Source organism: Kitasatospora sp. NPDC086801, assembly GCF_044745805.1.
In the GTDB taxonomy this organism is placed as follows: domain Bacteria; phylum Actinomycetota; class Actinomycetes; order Streptomycetales; family Streptomycetaceae; genus Kitasatospora.
Window position 1 is genome coordinate 82,626 of sequence record NZ_JBIVAX010000007.1, and the last position, 18,461, is coordinate 101,086.

General features: G+C 73.0%; 17 protein-coding genes. 10 read left to right on the plus strand and 7 right to left on the minus strand.

Annotated features, from left to right (window positions below; genetic code table 11):
* Window positions 1–500 precede the first annotated feature (500 nt).
* Window positions 501–1,253 carry an SDR family NAD(P)-dependent oxidoreductase gene (locus ACIPLC_RS11440; protein ID WP_400472737.1) on the plus strand — a complete coding sequence of 251 codons (753 nt, stop codon included), beginning with the start codon at window positions 501–503 and terminating at the stop codon, window positions 1,251–1,253.
* Window positions 1,254–1,458: 205 nt separating this feature from the next.
* Here ACIPLC_RS11440 and ACIPLC_RS11445 read toward each other — a convergent pair whose 3' ends face one another.
* From ACIPLC_RS11445 to ACIPLC_RS11455, 3 genes are all read right to left on the minus strand, one after another.
* On the minus strand, window positions 1,459–1,959 hold the full coding sequence (locus tag ACIPLC_RS11445) for a CAP domain-containing protein (protein ID WP_400472738.1): 501 nt from the start codon (window positions 1,957–1,959) through the stop codon (window positions 1,459–1,461).
* Window positions 1,960–2,237: 278 nt separating this feature from the next.
* Complete coding sequence (locus ACIPLC_RS11450) at window positions 2,238–4,694, minus strand: FtsX-like permease family protein (protein WP_400472739.1); 2,457 nt, start codon at window positions 4,692–4,694, stop codon at window positions 2,238–2,240.
* Window positions 4,688–5,437, minus strand: a complete 750-nt coding sequence (locus ACIPLC_RS11455) for an ABC transporter ATP-binding protein (RefSeq protein ID WP_400472740.1) — start codon at window positions 5,435–5,437, stop codon at window positions 4,688–4,690. The genes ACIPLC_RS11450 and ACIPLC_RS11455 overlap by 7 nt, the downstream gene beginning before the upstream one ends.
* Before the next feature lie 850 nt (window positions 5,438–6,287).
* Between ACIPLC_RS11455 and ACIPLC_RS11460 the strand changes: the two genes are divergently transcribed.
* The 4 genes from ACIPLC_RS11460 to ACIPLC_RS11475 all read left to right on the plus strand — a co-directional run bounded on the left by ACIPLC_RS11460 (window position 6,288) and on the right by ACIPLC_RS11475 (window position 8,754).
* Window positions 6,288–7,109: a lipase family protein gene (locus ACIPLC_RS11460; RefSeq protein WP_400472741.1), complete on the plus strand. Its 822-nt coding sequence runs from the start codon at window positions 6,288–6,290 to the stop codon at window positions 7,107–7,109.
* A 175-nt stretch (window positions 7,110–7,284) separates the two neighbouring features.
* Window positions 7,285–7,560, plus strand: coding sequence for a hypothetical protein (locus tag ACIPLC_RS11465; RefSeq protein WP_400472742.1), 276 nt, complete (start codon window positions 7,285–7,287; stop codon window positions 7,558–7,560).
* A 129-nt stretch (window positions 7,561–7,689) separates the two neighbouring features.
* Window positions 7,690–7,914 carry a hypothetical protein gene (locus ACIPLC_RS11470; RefSeq protein ID WP_400472743.1) on the plus strand — a complete coding sequence of 75 codons (225 nt, stop codon included), beginning with the start codon at window positions 7,690–7,692 and terminating at the stop codon, window positions 7,912–7,914.
* Between the two features lie 60 nt (window positions 7,915–7,974).
* Complete coding sequence (locus ACIPLC_RS11475) at window positions 7,975–8,754, plus strand: SDR family NAD(P)-dependent oxidoreductase (RefSeq protein ID WP_400472744.1); 780 nt, start codon at window positions 7,975–7,977, stop codon at window positions 8,752–8,754.
* A 214-nt stretch (window positions 8,755–8,968) separates the two neighbouring features.
* Here ACIPLC_RS11475 and ACIPLC_RS11480 read toward each other — a convergent pair whose 3' ends face one another.
* The 3 genes from ACIPLC_RS11480 to cynR form a co-directional block, all read right to left on the minus strand.
* A complete protein-coding gene (locus ACIPLC_RS11480; RefSeq protein WP_400472745.1) occupies window positions 8,969–9,337 on the minus strand; it encodes a hypothetical protein in 369 nt (122 codons plus the stop codon).
* 285 nt (window positions 9,338–9,622) lie between these two features.
* On the minus strand, window positions 9,623–10,324 hold the full coding sequence (locus ACIPLC_RS11485; protein ID WP_400472746.1) for a hypothetical protein: 702 nt from the start codon (window positions 10,322–10,324) through the stop codon (window positions 9,623–9,625).
* A gap of 166 nt (window positions 10,325–10,490) precedes the next feature.
* Complete coding sequence (gene cynR, locus ACIPLC_RS11490) at window positions 10,491–11,402, minus strand: transcriptional regulator CynR (RefSeq protein WP_400472747.1); 912 nt, start codon at window positions 11,400–11,402, stop codon at window positions 10,491–10,493.
* Between the two features lie 124 nt (window positions 11,403–11,526).
* Between cynR and ACIPLC_RS11495 the strand changes: the two genes are divergently transcribed.
* The 3 genes from ACIPLC_RS11495 (at window position 11,527) to ACIPLC_RS11505 (ending at window position 13,412) form a co-directional block, all read left to right on the plus strand.
* Complete coding sequence (locus ACIPLC_RS11495; protein ID WP_400472748.1) at window positions 11,527–12,141, plus strand: carbonic anhydrase; 615 nt, start codon at window positions 11,527–11,529, stop codon at window positions 12,139–12,141.
* Between the two features lie 87 nt (window positions 12,142–12,228).
* A complete protein-coding gene (gene cynS, locus ACIPLC_RS11500) occupies window positions 12,229–12,699 on the plus strand; it encodes a cyanase (protein ID WP_400472749.1) in 471 nt (156 codons plus the stop codon).
* A 212-nt stretch (window positions 12,700–12,911) separates the two neighbouring features.
* Window positions 12,912–13,412, plus strand: coding sequence for a nucleoside deaminase (locus ACIPLC_RS11505; protein WP_400472750.1), 501 nt, complete (start codon window positions 12,912–12,914; stop codon window positions 13,410–13,412).
* A 947-nt stretch (window positions 13,413–14,359) separates the two neighbouring features.
* Here ACIPLC_RS11505 and ACIPLC_RS11510 read toward each other — a convergent pair.
* Complete coding sequence (locus tag ACIPLC_RS11510) at window positions 14,360–14,959, minus strand: hypothetical protein (protein ID WP_400472751.1); 600 nt, start codon at window positions 14,957–14,959, stop codon at window positions 14,360–14,362.
* A gap of 499 nt (window positions 14,960–15,458) precedes the next feature.
* On the opposite strand from ACIPLC_RS11510, the gene ACIPLC_RS11515 reads away from it, so the two are divergent.
* Both ACIPLC_RS11515 and ACIPLC_RS11520 read left to right on the plus strand, forming a co-directional pair.
* A complete protein-coding gene (locus tag ACIPLC_RS11515; RefSeq protein WP_400472752.1) occupies window positions 15,459–16,694 on the plus strand; it encodes a hypothetical protein in 1,236 nt (411 codons plus the stop codon).
* 128 nt (window positions 16,695–16,822) lie between these two features.
* Complete coding sequence (locus ACIPLC_RS11520; protein ID WP_400472753.1) at window positions 16,823–18,454, plus strand: alpha/beta fold hydrolase; 1,632 nt, start codon at window positions 16,823–16,825, stop codon at window positions 18,452–18,454.
* Window positions 18,455–18,461 lie beyond the last annotated feature (7 nt).

The following is an 18,461-nucleotide window of genomic DNA, read 5'->3' on the forward strand; positions in this document are numbered from 1 at the left end:
CCTCTCTGCCTGTGGCGACAGGGCTGGAGACGCCCTCGTAGAATCAGCAGGGAGAACGACCGTGGCGGCAAGGACAACACTGATCACTGGCGGAACCAGCGGGATCGGCGAGGCCGCCGCAGAACTGCTCCACCCGCGCGGCTATCGCGTCGTGGTCACCCCCTCGGCCGCGTCGGAGCCCCTGGCGACATTGCCGAAGCCGTCGCCTTCCTCGCATCCGACGGCGTCGGCCGCCGAACGGGCGGCAATCCGACCGTCTCCGGCGGCATCGGCGTCCATCCCCGCCCCGTGTAGGTGATGGCAGCGGCTGCAAGCCGATCAGTCGGCGTCTTCGCGAGCTTCCGAGGCTCCGCAGATCCGATGCTCCGCAAAGGAGCTGGCGTCGGGCCCGCACGTCATCCCACGCGCGGAGTGACGAGGCGGTGAACGCGGCGCAGCGGCCCGCCGCACCCCCTGGTTCATTCGATGGATTCGATGGATTCGATGGAGAGGAAAACCTCATGGCTTCTGTTGATCTGACCGGCCGTGTGGCCCTGGTGACCGGTGCGACCAGCGGTATCGGCGCCGCCACCGCCGTGCTGCTCGCCGACCGGGGCGCTCATGTCCTGGTCGCCGGGCGTGACGCGGCCCGAGGCGGGGCGGTGGTCACCACCATCCGGGAGCGCGGCGGCAAGGCGGACTTCGTCGCCGCCGACCTGCGCGCCGCGGACGCGGTGCGGCGGCTGGCCCGGGAGGCGTCCGAGTTGGGCGGCGGCCGGGTGGACATCCTCGTCAACAACGCGGGCGTCTACCCCGCCGGTCCGACCGAGGAGGCGACACCGTCCGAGGTGGACGCCGTCTACGACCTGAACGTGAAGGCCCCCTTCTACCTGGTCGGGGCGCTGGCGCCGGCCATGGCCGAGCGCGGCGGCGGCGCGATCGTCAACGTCAGCACCATCGCGGCCGACTACGGCATCTCGGGGCTGGCCCTGTACGGATCGAGCAAGGCGGCGCTCAACCAGCTCACCCGAGCGTGGGCTGCGGAGTACGGCCCGCGCGGGGTCCGCGTCAACACCGTCGCGCCGGGCCCGACCCGCACCGAGGGGACCGAGGGCATGAGCGAGGCGCTGGACGCCTTGGCCGCACAGGCCCCTGCGGGTCGCGCGGCCGGACCGGAGGAGATCGCCGAGGCCATCGCCTACCTGGCCAGCGACGCCGCCGGCTTCGTCCACGGCGCCCACCTGGCCGTGGACGGCGGCCGCACGGCGGTATGACCCCGGGATTCGCGCCGCCCGGCAGATCCGGGCGCCCCCCACCCGCTTCGCGCCGCGGCTTCGCAAGGCCCAGCGCTCCGTGTCGGGTGTCGGGTGAAGTGCGAGCCCCCCCCCGGCGGGACCGCTCCCGGGGGCCGCTCCGCCGCGGTGGGAGTCGCGGTGGGAGTCCCGGTGGAACGGTCCCGGTGGAGCGGTCCCGGCGCTGTCAGCGGGTGCTGAAGTCGGCGTTCCAGGAGGCCGCGCCCGTGCGGGCCAGGCCGACCTCGTTGTAGTCGCCGAGCATGATCCCCAGGTGGAGGGGCGACTTGATCCAGCCGTCGACGGCGGCGTCGATGTCGGTGGGGCCGTAGAAGGCGATCTCGCCGAATCCCCGCCCGACGTAGCCGAGGCTGCGCGCGATGCTGCCCGAGTCGCAGAAGTGGCCGGAGACGCGGCGCTGGTCCATCTGGTCGGCGTTGCACTTGGCGGCCTGGGCGAGCGTCTGGTTGAGCCGCACCGCCGACTTGCCGTTCTGGGCGCGCACGGTGTTGAGCCGGTCGAGGAAGCGCTGCTCGACGGAGGTGACCGGGCCCGTGCCGGTGCCCGACCCGACCAGGTCGAACCGCTGGACCATGCTGCCGTCGCAGTTCTCGACGGTGATCTCCCGTGCTACTGCGACTGCGGACGCGGCCAGGGCATCAGGACTTGATTGACGTTCAATCAGCAAAGCGTTGACGAAGAGGACTTGGCCTCCGGCCGGGCATGGCGGGCGGTTCTGGCCGGCAGGGGTACACGCGGGCTCGCCTCCCATCGCCGGATCGGACGGAAGAGGGTGCGCGAAGCGTCGAGCGGGCCCGTGAACGAAAAATTGACGGTCGGTCAACGCCACGCGGCCCGGCACCTCACAGGTGCCGGGCCGTCGGACGGTGCGGGGGTGCGGGCGTGCGGGTTACTCGGACATCTCGTTCCAGACTCGAAGTCCCGGGCCATCTGCCAGGCGGCTCCTCATTCGCGGAGGCCTGCGCCCTCGACCGCCCGCCGACGGGTCGCACGCGCGGCCGCGCCCGACGCGGTGACCAGGGTGACGAGGCCGCACAGCGCGACGGTCTCCCAGACCTGCGTCCACGGGAGCGCCATCGGCGCGTCGGCCACGAGCTTGCCCAGCGAGACGTGCTGGGTCACTGCGGCGAGCGCGGTCGCCACGACGGCGAGCACGGTGCCGACGACCACCGCCACGGCCGACTCGGCCGCGGCCACCTTCACGATCTGGCTGCGCACCGCGCCGGCGAGAGCGAGCAGGGCGAACTCCCGCCGCCTCCCGGCCGTCGCCATGATCAGGGTGTTGGCGACCGCGATCAGCGCGTAGGCCAGCGCGATCCCCAGGATGACCGCCGCGGCGTTGTCCGTCTGCTGCGCGGCATGCGCGCGCTCGGCGTCGAGGTAGGCGTCGTAGGTCACCACGTGCGCGCCGGAGCCTGCCAGTGCCTGGTTCACCGCGGCCGACTGCTGCGCGTCGAGCGGCCCGCCGGCGCCCGCCGAGGAGTCGAGGTAGACCCGGTTCGGCGCCAGCGCGCCGGTCAGCGCCGAGGACAGGTACGTGTCGTCCCCGCTCAGGCCGCGCGCGACGACCGCCGCGATGACGGTCGAAACCCTCGCGCCGGTCGGCAGCAGCGTGACCACCTGGTCCCCGGCCGCCAGACCGTCGGACTCGGCCGCGTGCTCGTCGATGACCAGGAAGTTCTCGGGCAGCGCGGCAAGGGAACCGGAGAGCACCGGCGGCGTGATGGTGGCGCCCAGCGCCGCCGCCGGCACCGCCTTCGTGCTCAGCGAGTCGACCTGCTCACCGGCGGCGGTACCGATCCGGACGTTCATCGAGGTGACCGGGGTGACCCGGATCCCCGGCACGGCCGCCAGGCGGGCGAGCGTCGGACCGTCGATCCCCGAGCCGCCGGACACGATCACGTCCGCCGCGTGGATCTCCTGCTGCTGCCGGGCGAGCAGCGCGGCGTCACCGGACTTCTGCATCGTCAGCATGGTGCCGACCAGCCCGACGGCCACCACGATCGGCGCCACGGTGGCGGCCGTGCGGCGCCGGGAGGTGAGGATGTTCTCCCGCACCAGCAGCGGGCCGGCCTTGGCGCTGGCGCGCAGCGGGCCGATCAGCAGCCGGGTGACCGGGCGCAGCAGGACCGGGGCCAGTAGGCTCACCGCGCCGACGTAGAGAACCGGGACCACCTCGTACTTGCGGGCGCTGGCCGCGACGTACGGCTCGGTCCGGGAGATGACGATCCCCGCGACGACTGCGGCGACCAGCATCCCGACCCCCAGCAGCCAGCGGACCGGCGTCATCGCGCGGCGCTCCACCACGCTCTCGCGCAGCACCTCGATCGGGCGGATCAGCGAGACGCGCACCAGGGTCGCGGCCGAGCCGGCCAGCGCGGCGGCCACGCCGATGACGGCGGAGATCAGCAGCGGCAGGACGGCGAACGGGACGGTGAACCACGACGGGGCCACGTTGTGGTCGAGCATCCAGGAACGCAGCGGCACGGTGCACAGCGGTGCGAGCGCGCAGCCGACGGCTGCGGCGGCCAGGCCGATCAGCAGCGCCTCCCAGAGCACCATGCGCCGCACCTGCCCGGGGGCTGCGCCCACCAGGCGCAGCAGCGCCAGTTCGCGGCGGCGCTGCTCGGCGGCGAAGGCGAAGGTCGCGATGACGACGAACACCGCGACGCACACCGCGAGTCCGGTCGTACTGCCCGCCATGGCCTGGGCGTTGGCCAGCGCCTGGGCGCCACCGGTGGAGTCCGGGTCCAACCGGGTCAGGCCGTCGCCGGTGAGGACCACGGCCCGGCCGCCCGCGAGCGAGGACAGCTGCGTCGCGTCCTGGTCGGTGACGAGCGCGTTCACGCCGGGTGACAGGCGCTGCGCCTCGGCGGCGCTGAAGAAGACCGCGTTCTCGAACCAGAGCGCGTCGGTGACGCCGACCACCCGGTAGTGACCGGCGCCGCCGCTGGTCACGACATCGGTCTGGCGTCCGATCAGCTCCTGGGAGCCGCCGCCGACGGCGATCTCGTCCGCGGCCTGCGGCGCACGCCCGGCCGTCAGGCGGTAACCCGCGTAGCGGGCCGAGGACCAGGGGTGGCCTGTCATCTCCCCGGAGCCGGCGGCGAGTTGCACGGGGAAGCTGCGGTCGGGCGTGGCGTGCCCGGTCGCGGTCGCCTTCGCGACGACATCGGGCGGCAGGACGGCCGGGGCCTTCATCGGGTGCCCGTCGAAGCCCTGCGGTGCCAGGACGGTCGAGGCCTCCTTGAACCGCTGCGGACCCGGGTACGGCGTGCCGAACGTGGCGGCGAGGGTCAGCGTCATCATGCCGATCATCGTGGTGCCGAGCGTGAGGGCGAGGAAGGCGCCCGCGAAGCCCATCAGGCGGTGGCGCAGGGTGGCGGCGGCGATCTTCAGCACGGCTTCGCCCCGCTCCCGGCGGGCTCCAGCGCGGCCATCCGCAGGGCCACGGCCTCGGCCGTCGGCTCGGCCAGCTCACCGATCACCTTGCCGTCGGCGAGGAACACCACCCGCTGCGAGTACGAGGCGGCCACCGGGTCGTGCGTCACCATGATCACCGTCTGCCCGTGCTGCTCGACGACACCGCGCAGCAACGCCAGGACCCCTCGCGCGGTGTGCGAGTCCAGCGCGCCGGTCGGCTCGTCCGCGAAGATCACCTTGGGCCTGGTCACCAGCGCACGGGCGATGGCGACCCGCTGCTGCTGACCGCCGGAGAGCTCGGCGGGCCGGTGGCCCCCGCGCTCGGCGAGGCCGACGTCGGCCAGCCCCCGGTCGATCGCCGCCGCGTCGATCCCACGCCCCGCCAGCCGCAGCGGCAGCTCGATGTTCCGCCGGGCGGTCAGTGCGGGGATCAGGTTGAAGGACTGGAAGATGAAACCCAGTTGCTCGCGGCGCAGCACGGTCAGGGCGCGCTCGGAGCACTCGTGCAGCGGCGCGCCGTCGAGCAGGACCTGGCCCGCGTCGACCCGGTCGAGGCCCGCCGCGCACTGCAACAGCGTCGACTTGCCCGAGCCCGAGGGGCCCATGACGGCGGTGAAGGTGCCGGCGAGGAAGGACAGACTGAGCCCGTCCAGCGCGGTGACCCGATTGCCGTGACGGCCGTACGCCTTGTGCACACCGGTGAGGCTGACGATGTCGCCCACGCCCGCCGCACCGACGTGTGACGGGCCCGGAGCCCGCCCCTCGCCGGGAGCACACGGGGACACTGCTGGAGCCTTGTTCCGGAACACTCTGTCGCCTTCTCCGTGGGGGATCGGTCGGGGGCATCGGTCGCCCGTGCCGCGCCGACGCTACGACCCCGTGCGGCATCGGCACCTCCGGGCTGCCCCTGATATCGCCCCTGAGGAACCCCTGACTGGAGAAGTCGGCACCCGTGCGGGGCGGACGCCTCCGGGCCGACGGTGGACCTGGTCAATACTGGTGTTCTGGACGAGGAGGGATAGTTGACGCTGGGGAAGAAGGGGTCGCGGCTGATCACCGTCGACGATGTGGTGTACCGGTGGCGGGTCCACGGTGGTGTCCGCTGCTGCGTCGCGTGCGCATGGGGCCGGTCCGGTTTCGCGGTCCAACGGGTCGGCCGGACGGGCCCGGTGCTCCTGGCAGCCACGTCGGCGTTCCCCGTCGTGCCGTCCATCGTCGAGGCGGGAGTTCGCGCCGCGCTCCGTCAAGGATGGCAATCCACGGGTGCCGGGCCCGCCTTCCGCCTGCGGGAGCTGGTTTAGAGCGGAGGCGAAGGCCTCGACGGCGTCGGCGACCGGGGAGGCCGAGATCGTCGGCTGACGGCCGGACGGCAGGCTGCTGCTGCGGCGGAAGGCGGCTCACCGAGTCGGTGGCCGAGGCCTCCGGCACGCCCCCGTGCGCCTGCTCGTCCGTCGGGGTGACATCCGGGCGCGGCCCGCCCGGAGCGGCGGTCAGCGCCCCGGTACGCCGGGTCTGATGGTCCGCGCCGGCAGTGCGTCCCCGTCCGCCGGCCGTCCCGGAGGAGAGATCGCCGTGCCCGTGCCCACCACCTTCGACCACCAGGCGAAGAGCTACAGCGTCCCGCAGGCCTACTGGCTGGCGAAGGCGTCCGAACTCGCCTACCAGGACGAGGCCGCCATCGAGCAGCAGGCCCGCGCCTGGGGCTTCGACCGGGTGCGTCATCACCAGACCCGGTTCACTCCGCCGTTCCCGCTGGAGGACACCCAGGCCTACACCATGGCCAGCGACCACATGATCGTCACGGCGTTCCGCGGCACCCAACCGGCCGAGATCCGCGACTGGCTCTCCGACTCCTCCACGCCGCCCTGGCCCGGCCCCGCCCGCACCGGCTACGTCCACTACGGCTTCGCCGAGGCCCTGCGATCGGTCTTCCCGGACGTCCAGGACGCCTACGCGCAGCTGCGCACCAGCGGCCAGACCGTGTGGTTCACCGGCCACAGCCTCGGCGGGGCCCTGGCGATGCTGGCCGGCGCCCGGATGTACCTGGAGGACCCGCACCTGCAGGTCGACGGCATCGTCACGTTCGGCCAGCCCCGCACCTGCGACCGGCTGCTCGCCGCCGCCTGCAACGAGGGCTTCAAGGGGCGCCTGTACCGGTTCGTCAACAACAACGACATCGTGCCGCAGCTGCCGCCGGAGCCGGCCTACACCCACGTCGAGGCGCTGAAGTACATCGACTCCTCGGGCCGGCTCCACAACTCCATGGGCCTGGTCGCCGGGCTCGCCGACCGTGCCAAGGGCCTGACCGCCGACGCGTTCGCTCCGGCCACCGCCGGCGTGCGCGACCACGCGATGAAGCGCTACCTCGCGGCCCTGGAACAGAACCTCGCCTGAACCCCGGCCTGGGGGCGGCGTCCGTACGCCCACGGACGCACGGCACGCCGGGCCGGTGGTACGAACAGCCTCCCCCGGTAGCGATGCGCACACGAACGTGTGTGGATGGTGACGGGCTGCCACACCACGGCCGCCCGACCCGCCATCACCACCCGTACCTGAAAGGGCACCTCCCATGCGTACCGCGCACCGCGTCCTGGCCGTCTCCGTCCTCAGCCTCCCGCTCGTCATCGGCGCGGCGACCGCCGCCTCCGCCGCCACGCCCGACAACATCCCCACCGTCAACTTCGACAGCGGAGCGTTCGCCGTCGGCCCCAACGGCAGTGCCCTCCAGGTCACCGACGCGCAGTTCGGCCCCTGCGGCAGCGACTTCCTCACCGCCGCCGTCGTCGTCGGCCCGGACGGCGTCGCGGGCAGCGCCACCGAGACCGGCATCAGCACCGGCGAGTAGGGCCGACCCGCCCGCTCCCGCACCACGGCCGCCCCGGGACCACCCAGCCCCGGGGCGGCCGCCCGTCCGAAACCGGACAGGGCCAGGACGAACCACCCGGCCCGGGGATCGGGCCGCCCCCGCGCGGCGGTGGACCTGCTGAGCGCCCTGGGCGACCGGGCGGAGCGGATCGGCGGAGTACGCGTGGAACGGGAGATCATCCAGGACACCCTCGCCCGCGCCCTCGTCGACGCCGACGAGCCCGCCCGCGCCGCCGACCTGCTCCACCACCGCACCACCACCCGCCACCACCGCACCTACGAGGACCTCCTCCTCACCACCCGCACCCCGGCCACCCCAGCCGCACCCCGCTGACCGCTCGCCACCGAAGCCGCAGCCCGGCCACCACGGCCGGCAGTCGAGAAGGACGACCCGATGAGCGACCTCGCACTGGTCACCGGCGCCACCTCCGGAATCGGCAAGGCCTTCGCCGAGCGTCTCGCCGCCGACGGCTACGGCCTGGTGGTCGTCGGCCGGCGACGGGAGCGGCTGGCGGAGTTCGCCGCCGCCCGTCCCGCGGTCGACGTCCGCCCCGTCGTGGCCGACCTGTCCACCGACGAAGGCATCGACACCGTCGCCCGGATCTGCGCCACCGAGCCCCTGCCCCTGCTGGTCAACAACGCGGGCGTCGCCCACTACATGCCCCTGGCGGACCTGCCCGCCGACAAGGCCCGCGAACTGGTCGCCGTCAAGGTCCTGGCACCCACCCTGATCACCCGCGCCGCCGTCGCAGGCATGCAGCGGCGCGGCCGGGGCGCGGTCATCAACGTGGCCGGCATGATCGCCTTCAGCGGCCCCGCCCCCCACTCCCAGATGCCCCGCCGGGCCCTCTACGCCGGCACCCTGGCCCACCTGGTCGCCATGTCCCAGACCCTGTCCGCCGAACTCGAAGGCACCGGTGTCCGGGTCGAGGTCGTGTGCCCCGGCGTGGTCGCCACCGAGTTCCACCAGCGCCAAGGCCTCGACCTGAGCGCCGTCCCCCGCATGTCCGCCGACGACGTCGTCACCGCAGCCCTGCGCGGCCTGGAACTCGGCGAAGTGGTCTGCGCCCCCGGCGTCGAGGACGCCGGTCTCCTCGACGCCGTCTTCCGGGCCGACCTGGCCGCCTTCGCGGCCCAGAGCCCCGAACTCGCCACCCGCTACCGCACCGGCTGACCCCGCCGCCGCAGCGCTCCTCCCCCGGCCCACGGGCGGGGAACTCGTGGCCGACGGGCCGGGCGCCCTCGGACCGCATCAGGTCCACCGGCCGGTCGAGCTCCTCGGCACGGGTACCACCGCCGCTGAGCATCCGGCAGCGGGACCATCAGGATCCGTCACCTGAAGGCCCGAAGTCGGATACCCGACCGACGATCCGAGCGGAGTCGCCGGATCAGGAGACGCGCTTCAGCTGCCAGGCGTTGTTGTTGAGGCTCGGGTTCGACCAGGCGACACAGCTGCTGCTGTAGTACGAGCCGGTCTGGACCCAGCCCGCAGGCGGATAGGTGGAGGAGCAGGCCTGGACCACCGTCCCGACGGGCAGCCCGGTGAGCTGCTTCATCTGCTTGATGTTCGGGCTGAAGCTCTGCGTGCCACAACTGCTGCTGTAACCCCAACTCACGTCGACGTAGCCGGTCGGGGTGAGAACGCTTCCGCACGAGGTCGTGACGTCACCGGGGGCGGCCTGGGCGGGGGCCGCGGTCAGGGCGAACACCGCTGCGGCACCGGCGACGGCCATACAGGTGGTACGAAGGCGAATCATGGGCGAAGGCTCCTTCTGATCGCGGGCGGCCGGTCAGGCCGTGAAGCCATTCCTACGGTTCGATCACCGGTTTCGGATAGCGACTTTCAGGCCTAAAGATCCACCGCGCCGGAGCCCCGGATCAACGGCGACGACGAACCGGGTGTCAGCGTGCGTGCCCGGGGCCGCCGCGAATCACCAGCCGCTCGGGCCGGCGATCCCGCGCACCTTCCGGCACTCAGGAAGCCGGTCCGCAGTTCGGTGGACACATCGGGTGCGATGCCGATGACCGGGTGCTGCCGGACATCAGCCGCTGGAGGAGCGGTGCCGACGGATCAGCTCCAGCCCGGCCGGACCGGAGAACGCCGGAAAGCCGGGCTGCTCGGCGACCATCGTGTGCCCGGACAGATGGCGGAAGCGACCGGCACGCAGCACGGCCAGGGTCCGCTGGTAGCCCTGGGCGCCGTCGAGGAGTTCCGGCGCGATGGCCACCACGCAGGGCCCGGCGCCGGTGCGCGCCACGAGCTCGCCCAGCAGCAGCACGCCGAGACCGGGGTCCTCCCAGCCGCCGTGGAACGTGAACTCGTCCACGATCAGCAGGTCCCCGAGGTCGCCGTACGGCCCGCTTCCGAGCACCTTGCGAAGGACCGTGGTGAAGTGGGTCCGTTCGCCCTGGGTCGTGAGCGCGTCCCGGCAGACCGCGCCGATCGCCTCCGACCACTGCGGGATCTCCCCCTCCGGGCCGGCCAGGAGCGCCGTGCTCACCGACCCCCGGGTCATCGGGATCCGGCAGATGCCCAGTCGGGCGACCTGGCCGAGAGCGTCGTCCGGGGATCGCCCGATGCCGGCGGCGGCCGGCTCCTGCGGGTGGCGGACGAGCAGTCGGTGGGTCTGCATCCGTTCGCCGCCGGCCAGGAGCGGGCCGATCTCGCTGGTCACGGTGAGGTGCAGTCGTCCGGGGTCGCCGGGAAGCTCGGCGGTGGTCGGCTCTGTCGGGGTGTCGGTCACGGTGCGCCTTTCTGCAGACCCGTACGGAGGGGCCCGGTGATCCGCAGGATCGCAGGGGTGCCCCGCGGGTGTCCGGCCGTTGGCCGTATCGGTCGAAGGCCACGGACACCGCCAGGGTGCCGACGACGAGACCTGTCGGGGAGAAGCGGGCGTTCCGTCCTGAGGCTCACCGGACCAGGTCGTCGGGGGTGTGGTCGAAGGTGTGGGCCTCCTGTCGGACGAGGTCGCCGAAGGCGCGGGCGGCGGCGCTCTGGTAGGCGGTGTCCCGGCGGAGCAGTGTGACGGTGCGCGAGGGGAGCGGGGGGTCGACCGGGACGGAGCGGAGGTGGGGGTGTTCGCGGGTGGTGGCGTCGGGCAGCACGGTGGCGAGGCCGGTGCGTTGGACGATCGCGACGAGCGCGCTGACGGAGTTGGCCTCGACGGCGATCCGCGGTCGGACCCGGTGGTCGGCGAGGAACCGGTCGATGTGCTGCCGGGTCGCGAAGTCGCCGCCGAGCAGGGCGAGTTGCTGGTCGCGCAGCGCGTGGACGGGGAGCGGCTCCGAGTTGGCCGCGTACGGGTGGCCGGAGGCGACGACGAGGCCGAGGTGCTCGGTGAACAGGGTGCTGGCGGTGATGGCCGGCAGGTGCGCTCCGCCGAAGGCGATGCCGAGGTCGAGCTGGTCGGCGGCCAGCTCGGACTCGATGCGTTCCTGTGCCAGCTCGCGGACGTCCAGGCTGATCCCGGGGTGGCGCGTGTGGAAGTCCCCGATCAGCGGCCCGGTCAGGTAGGCGGTGAAGGTCGGGGTCACGGCCAGGCGCAGGGTGCCGCGTGAGAGGTCCTTGACGTCCCGCACCGCGCGCTCGGCCGCCGCGAGGTCGCGCAGGGCCTGGCGCGCGTAGTGGACGTAGGCCCGGCCGGCGTCGGTGAGGCGCACGGTGCGCCCGGAGCGGTCGAGGAGCTGCACCTGCAGCGAGCCCTCCAGCTGCTTGATCTGCTGCGAGAGGGTCGGCTGCGAGACGTGCAGGGCCTCGGCGGCGCGGGTGAAGTTGGCGTGCTCGGCCACGGCGAGCAGGTACCGGAGGTGGCGCAGTTCCATGGAACCAACTATAGGCATGGCCGATGGCAATGATGGCTACCACGTCTTGGACACTATAGGACCAGGTCAGGCATCGTTGAGGTCATCGGCAGGAACCAACGGCCGTCGAAGAAGGAGTGACCTCATGAACGAGATGGCGCAGGGCTTCCAACGGTTCAGCCGGGAGGTGTTCCCGACCCAGGCGGCACTGTTCAAGAAGCTCGCCACCACCCATCAGCCGACGGCGCTGTTCATCGGCTGCTCGGACGCCCGGGTCGTGCCGGAGCTGATCACCCAGACCGACCCGGGCGAGCTGTTCGTCATCCGCACCGCCGGCAACCTGGTGCCCCCGTACACGCAGGGTGCGGACGGGGTCGCGGCGAGCATCGAGTACGCGATCGGCGTGCTCGGGGTCACGGACGTGATCGTCTGCGGGCACTCCGCGTGCGGCGCGATGACCGCCCTCGCCTCCGGCAGCGACCTCACCGCGCTGCCCGCCGTCGCCACCTGGCTGCACCACGCGGACGCCTCCAAGGCCCGCACCGACGCGGCCGAGCACCCGGCCGGCGCGGAGCGGGTCGCCGCCCTGGTGAAGGACAACGTCCTCGCCCAGCTGACCAACCTGAAGACCCACCCGTCGGTGGCCAAGGCCCTGGTGCAGCGCAAGGTGACCCTGCACGGCTGGGTCTACGACATCGGATCCGGCTCCGCCGAGCTGCTCGATACCAACAGCGGACGGTTCGTCGCCCTGGCAGGCTGACCTCCGCGCCCCCTCCTACCTCCCCTCCCCCATCCCCAGACCAGGTCCGGGCACCCGCCTCGGACCCATCCCCGAAAGGCTCACCCCATGGTGCACGCGCAGTTCGACCCGACCGCCCGTCAGCAGCTCGCCCTGCAGGTCGTCGACGCCAAGACCCGCAAGGACCTCACCTGGCAGGAGCTCGCCGACGCGACCGGCCTGTCCGTCGCCTTCGTCACCGCCGCCCTGCTCGGCCAGCACCCGCTGCCCGCCGACGCCGCCAAGGCCGTGACCGAGCTCCTGGGCCTGGACGAGGACGCCGCCCTGCTGCTCCAGACCATCCCGCTGCGCGGCAGCATCCCCGGCGGCATCCCCACCGACCCGACCATCTACCGCTTCTACGAGATGCTCCAGGTCTACGGCACCACCCTCAAGGCCCTGGTCCACGAGCAGCTCGGCGACGGCATCATCAGCGCCATCAACTTCAAGCTCGACGTCAAGACCGTCGAGGACCCCGACGGCGGCCACCGCGCCGTCATCACCCTGGACGGCAAGTACCTTCCCACCAAGCCGTTCTGATCCCCGGACGGGCCGGGGAACCCCACAGGTTCCCCGGCCCCCCCCCCCCCCCCCCCCCCCCCACGCACCCCCACCCTGGGCATCCCCCCCCCCCCCAAACACCACCCCCCCCCCCCCCCCCCCCCCGCCGCCCCGCCGCCCCGGGGGGGCGCCCCCCCCCCGCGGCCCCCCCCCCCCGCCGCCCCACCCCCGAGCAGCAAGGAACCGCCACCGTGGACTTCGCCCAGCACACCATCGACCTCGCCCGCCGCAACGTCGCCGAAGGCGGGCGCCCGTTCGCCACCGTCATCGTCAAGGACGGCCAGATCCTCGCCGAGAGCGCGAACAAGGTCGCCCAGACCGGCGACCCCACCGCGCACGCCGAGATCCTCGCCATCCGCGACGCCTGCACGAGGCTCGGCACCGAGCACCTGACCGGCACCACCATCTACGTCCTCGCCCACCCCTGCCCGATGTGCCTGGGCTCGCTCTACTACTGCAGCCCCGACGAGGTCGTCTTCCTCACCACCCGCGACGACTACGAACCGCACTACGTCGACGACCGAAAGTACTTCGAACTCGCCACCTTCTACACCGAGTTCGCCAAGAACTGGGACGAGCGCCGCCTGCCGATGCGCTACCGGCCCAGCGACGCGGCCATCGACGTTTACCGGGCGTGGCGCGAGCGCAACGGCGGCGAACGCCGCGTCGCCGGCGCGCCCGTCGCGGCCTGACGCTACTGCGCGCGCTACCGGAGCTCGGTGTGGAGAGCGAGGACCCGTGCGACGAGCGGAGATCGGCCTGCCGCGATCGCGGCCACTGCTCTACGGTCTGGTCCCGGCCGTGAGCGGGCCGCCCGCGGCCCCACTGGCGGACGGCGAGATCGGCACAGGCCGCGAATCAGCCAGGAGGCGCTGGCAGAAATCACCGTCTGGTTGCGGAGGTGCACTTTCCGTAAGGCCCTGACCGTGCGTCACGTCCAGGTGCACGGCCGAGGGGAGCGGGTTGCATGAGTGTCAGTGACGGCGTGGTGAAGGTCTACGGCGACCGCACCTACACCTCCACCACGGTGATCCGCCACCAGGGAACCACCGTGGCGTTCGCGATGGACGACCAGCGTCGCATCGTGTATTCGGTCCTGGCGCTCGGCTCCTACGACCCCGCCCGGGGGGAGGCGGACGCCGTCTACTGGACCGAGGATCCGTGGGAACTGTCCTTCCCCGAGGAGCTCGTCCGCGTCGAGTACGCCGCGCTCGGCGCCGTGACGATGCCTCAGGTCAAGAAGGGCGGGCGGGTCGAGGCGGAGCCCGGGCAGGTGCTCGCCCCACAGGAGAGCGGCCCGTTCCTGTCCAGCACGGCCCGGCTCACCGCCGCCGTCCCGTTCCAGGTGCTGTCGGACGGCACCTACGTGGTGGTGCTGCGCCAGTCGGTGCCCGCCGGACACCCGGACGCCGTCCGCGAGGCTGGCCCCGGCCGGGCGTCGGAAGGCCCGGCGGGAGCCCCGCCGCCCGGCACCGGCACCGCGGTGCTCGGCGGCGCCGGTCGGAGCGTGGCGTTCGACGCCGACGAGCTGCGGATCTGGGACCGGGCCCGGGCGCAGGACGAGCTGCGGCAGGACCGCAGCCACCGGCTGGTCGGGGACGAGCCCGGGCTGGTCGCGTACTACCGCTTCGACGAGGCGTCAGGTGCCGTGGCACACGACCAGACGAACCGTGCGCGGCACGCCGCCCTGTCCGGGGCCGTGTCCTGGGTGACCTCGACGGCGCCGGTGGGCGACCACGCGGGCATCCGCCGGGACAGCTTCTCCTTCGCCGCCCGCACGGTCCTTTCCGCCCCGTCGGCGATCCTCTACCACCAGCAGGAGGCACAGGCCACCGGGTACCAGGACGTGCCCAAGCCCGCCAAGCACCAGGCCCGGGTGCTGCTGTCGTGCGCCACGGGCGACGCGGCCGCGCCGGACGCCGAACCCCGCCTCGCCGTGCTCGACCTCGCCGTCGGCGCCGACGGCCGGCTCGCGCAGGTCGCCGACGTCCTGACCCTGCCGGACCTCGCCACCCGGGAGCACGAGGACCTGGACCGCCAGAGCGCGCTGGAACAGCGGATCACGGGCCTCCAGGCCGAGGTCGCGGATCTGCGGGCCCAGTCGGTCACCCTCACCGCCACCTGCGCGGACATCCCGGCCCGCCAGGCCGCGGCAGACGCCGCTCGGCAGGTACTGACCGCGGCCGAGGCGCAGTGGAACATCCAGCGCGACAACCCCTCGGACTGGGACAACGCCCAACTGCGCTTCACCAGGACCGACGGCCGCAGCTACTGGGTCGGCCCGCAGGGCAACACCCTCTACCACAAGAACCCCCTGAACGGCTGGGACACCGTGCCCGGCATCAGCAGCTGGCGGTTCGTCTACTCCGGCTGGCGGGACGGCGCCGGCCGGAAGCTCTACTTCATCCGCCTCGTCAACGGCGGCTACCAGATGAACGTCTACGGCGGCACCAGCGCCGAGGGCAGCTACGTCCAGCTACGAAGCGGACACCCTGCTCATCCTCGCCCCGCTGGGCATCGGCACCGCCAAGCCGGCGGTCGAGGGCGGTGCCGTCTTCAGCCTGGACAACACCCTCGAATTCACCAACACCTGGACCGACGCGACCACCCTCACCCAGGCTGCCGACACCGCGCGGGCCACCACCGTCGCCCTCACCGGCCACTGGGAGGACCCCGCCCACCTCCTCAACCCCGCGCTCGGCCGCCGCTACCAGCCCGCCAACACCGGCTTCGCCCTGGTGCAGTCCCAGACCGCCGACGTGTTCGCGCTGCGGCTGGCCCACACGGGCACGCTCGTCGCCTACCGCATGCTGCCCAACCCCGACATCCCCAGGGACTGGAACATCCTCGCCTTCCCCATCAACCCCCAGTACACCAAGCAGGGCACCCTCGACGGCGGTGTCGGCTTCGACGAACACGGCAAGGTCCTCGACCCCGCCTACCCCGACGCCCGTCAGTACGGCGAGTACAGCTACTACAAGCCCCGCGAGGCCTACGCCCTCAAACGCGCCATCCAGCGCCGCCAGCAACAGCTGCGCAGCTACTACGAGAGCGTCTCCACCGCCACCGGCACGCCCGATCCCACGCAGCAGCGGGCCGCCAGGATCGCCGAGACCTTCGTCGGGCCGATCGGCGACAACCGGGGCGAGAGCACCGGACAGACCGCTGCCGACGGGGCCATCGTGCGCGACCTGGCCAACACCTACGTGTGGACCGCCGACGGAGGGTTCTTCGCCGAGACGACCACCACCACGGACTCCGTCACCGAGACCACCGCGGGTTCCTACACCGTCAAGGACATGGCCACCGTCGGCGCCGAGTTCGGCTTCACCGTGTTCGGCGTCGGCATCGGCGCCCAGCTCGACGCGAGCCTCGGCGGCAGCCACAGCGTCACCCGCACCCGCTCCCGCGACGCCTCCCGCTCCTACGCCCTCGACGTGAACTGCCGCCCCTCCGGCGACCTCCAGGCCTACAGCGCCGACGGGCAGGCCCGTTTCGGCCCCGACGGCAGCCCCCGCCGGGTGCCCGGGAAGGTCGACGCCTACCGGTTCATGAGCTTCTACCTCCACGAGTCCGGGGACAACTTCGACGACTTCTTCCACAAGGTCGTCGACCCGCTCTGGCTCGCCGACTCCTCCGCTCCCAACGCCGCGGCACTGCGCCAGACCCAGCAGTCCGACCGCAAGCCGCCCTGCTGGCGCGTCCTGCACCTGGTCACCTTCGTCTCCCGCATCCTGCCGCCGGTGCCCGCCGCCGACGCACCGCCACTGGAACAGGACCTGATCCGCGCCGACATCGTGTCCAACTACGAACTCGTCCGCCGCCTGGACCCGTACGTGCGCCAGGCCACCGGGACCAGGACCGCCCTCGCCGCGGCCACCCGTGCGGCCCTCACCACCCACCTGCCGCAACTCCTCGCCCACGAGGAGGCCATCCGCCGGTTCCTCACCGACTACTACGGCGTCACCGAGTAACCCCCCTGCTCCCGGAGGACGCCCCACCGGAGTTCTTACACACCTTTGTCATCGCTCTGCCGAACCGCTGACCGGCGCCCGGCAGGGTCGTGCCCACACCGACCGCAAGGCGTACGGAGGGCACAACGATGACGACGAGCACGGCGACGAGCACCGCGATGGACACGACGACGAACACGGCGGGCACGACGGACACGACCGGCCCGGCCGACCCGGCCGCGAACCGGGCGAAGGAGCCGGCCCGCCGGGGCGGGCTGGCCGCCGCGGCGCTGGCGGTGCTGGCGGCGGTGCTGCCGGTCACCGCCGCCTCACCCGCGCAGGCCGCCCCCGCCGGGGCGGCGGGCCGGCCCGCGTGGTGCCCGACCCTCCCCGGGCACCAGGTCGACTGCACGACCATGCGCCGCCCGCTGGTGGCGGACGAGCCGGCCCTGGGCACGATCGGCGTGAGCTACGCGGTGGTGCGCCACAGCCGCCCCGGCCCGGCCCTGGGCACCATCGCGCTCAATCCCGGCGGCCCCGGCGAGACCCTCATCGACCGCGCCGACCAGGTGACCGGCGCGCTGCAGGGCGTGCTGGACGACTACGACCTGCTCCTGCTGGACCCGCGCGGCACCGGCCGCTCCGGCCGGCTGCCCTGCGACGTCACCGAGGTCGAGTACCGCTTCGCCCCGCGCGCCGACCAGCGCGAGCTGGCCGCCGACTGCGCCGAGGAGCTCGGCCCGCGCGCCCGCGGCTACACCAGCGCCGCCACCGCCGACGACCTCGACGCCGCCCGCGCCCGGCTGGGCGCCCCGAAGCTGGTCCTGTACGGCCTGTCGTACGGCACCTACCTGATGCCGGTGTTCGCCGACCGCCACCCCGAGCGGGTCGAGTCGATGGTGCTGTCCGGCGCCTACCCCGTCGCCTTCGACAGCCTGGCCCGGCCCGGCGCCCAGCAGGTCTCCCTGACGCTGCGCCGGATCTGCGAGCGCAGCGGGGCCTGCGACCCGGACACCGTCGTGCACGACCTCGCCGCCGTCACCGAGCGGCTGCGCACCCGCCCGCTGGTGGTGACCGCCAGCACCGACGGCGGGCCGCGCACCGTGGTCTTCACCGAGGACAAGCTCGCCAACCTGATGTACGAGCCCGCCACCCGAGGCATCGGCCTGCACCCCGGGGAGCCCGGGCTGCTCGGCGCGCTGCCCGCCGCCCTGCACGCCCTCGCCGCGGGCGACGACGCACCGCTGACCGCCCTGGTACGCGCCCAGGTCGAGCACACCGGCACCGAGGACCAGGCCTCGTTCCTGGCCGTCACCTGCAACGACTACGCCCGCGCCTGGAGCCCGGACGCCCCGCTGTCCGAGCGCCGCCGCCAGTACCGCGCCGCCCTGGCCGCCGCCGACCCGGCCGACTTCGGGGCCTTCAGTGTCAAGGGCTGGACCGAGGGCCAGACCGACGGCGGCGACAACTGCCTGTCCTGGCCGCGCCGCGGCACCGCCCGCCCCCAGCCGACCGAGCTGAAGAACCTGCCCGACGTACCCGTCCTGGTGCTCTCCGGGGACCTCGACACCAACACTCCCGAGGCCAACTCCCGCCTGTCCGCCGCCCAGTTCCGCCGCAGCGCCTTCGTCTCCGTGCCCAACAGCGGGCACATCCCGGAGATGGAGTCCACCGGCTGCGCGGTGGACATCTCCGGCCACTTCATCCGCACCGGCGAGGTCGGCGACACCTCCTGCCTCGCGCACATCCCCCCGGTCCCCGTCGTCCCGGTCCCCCGCTGACCAGCTG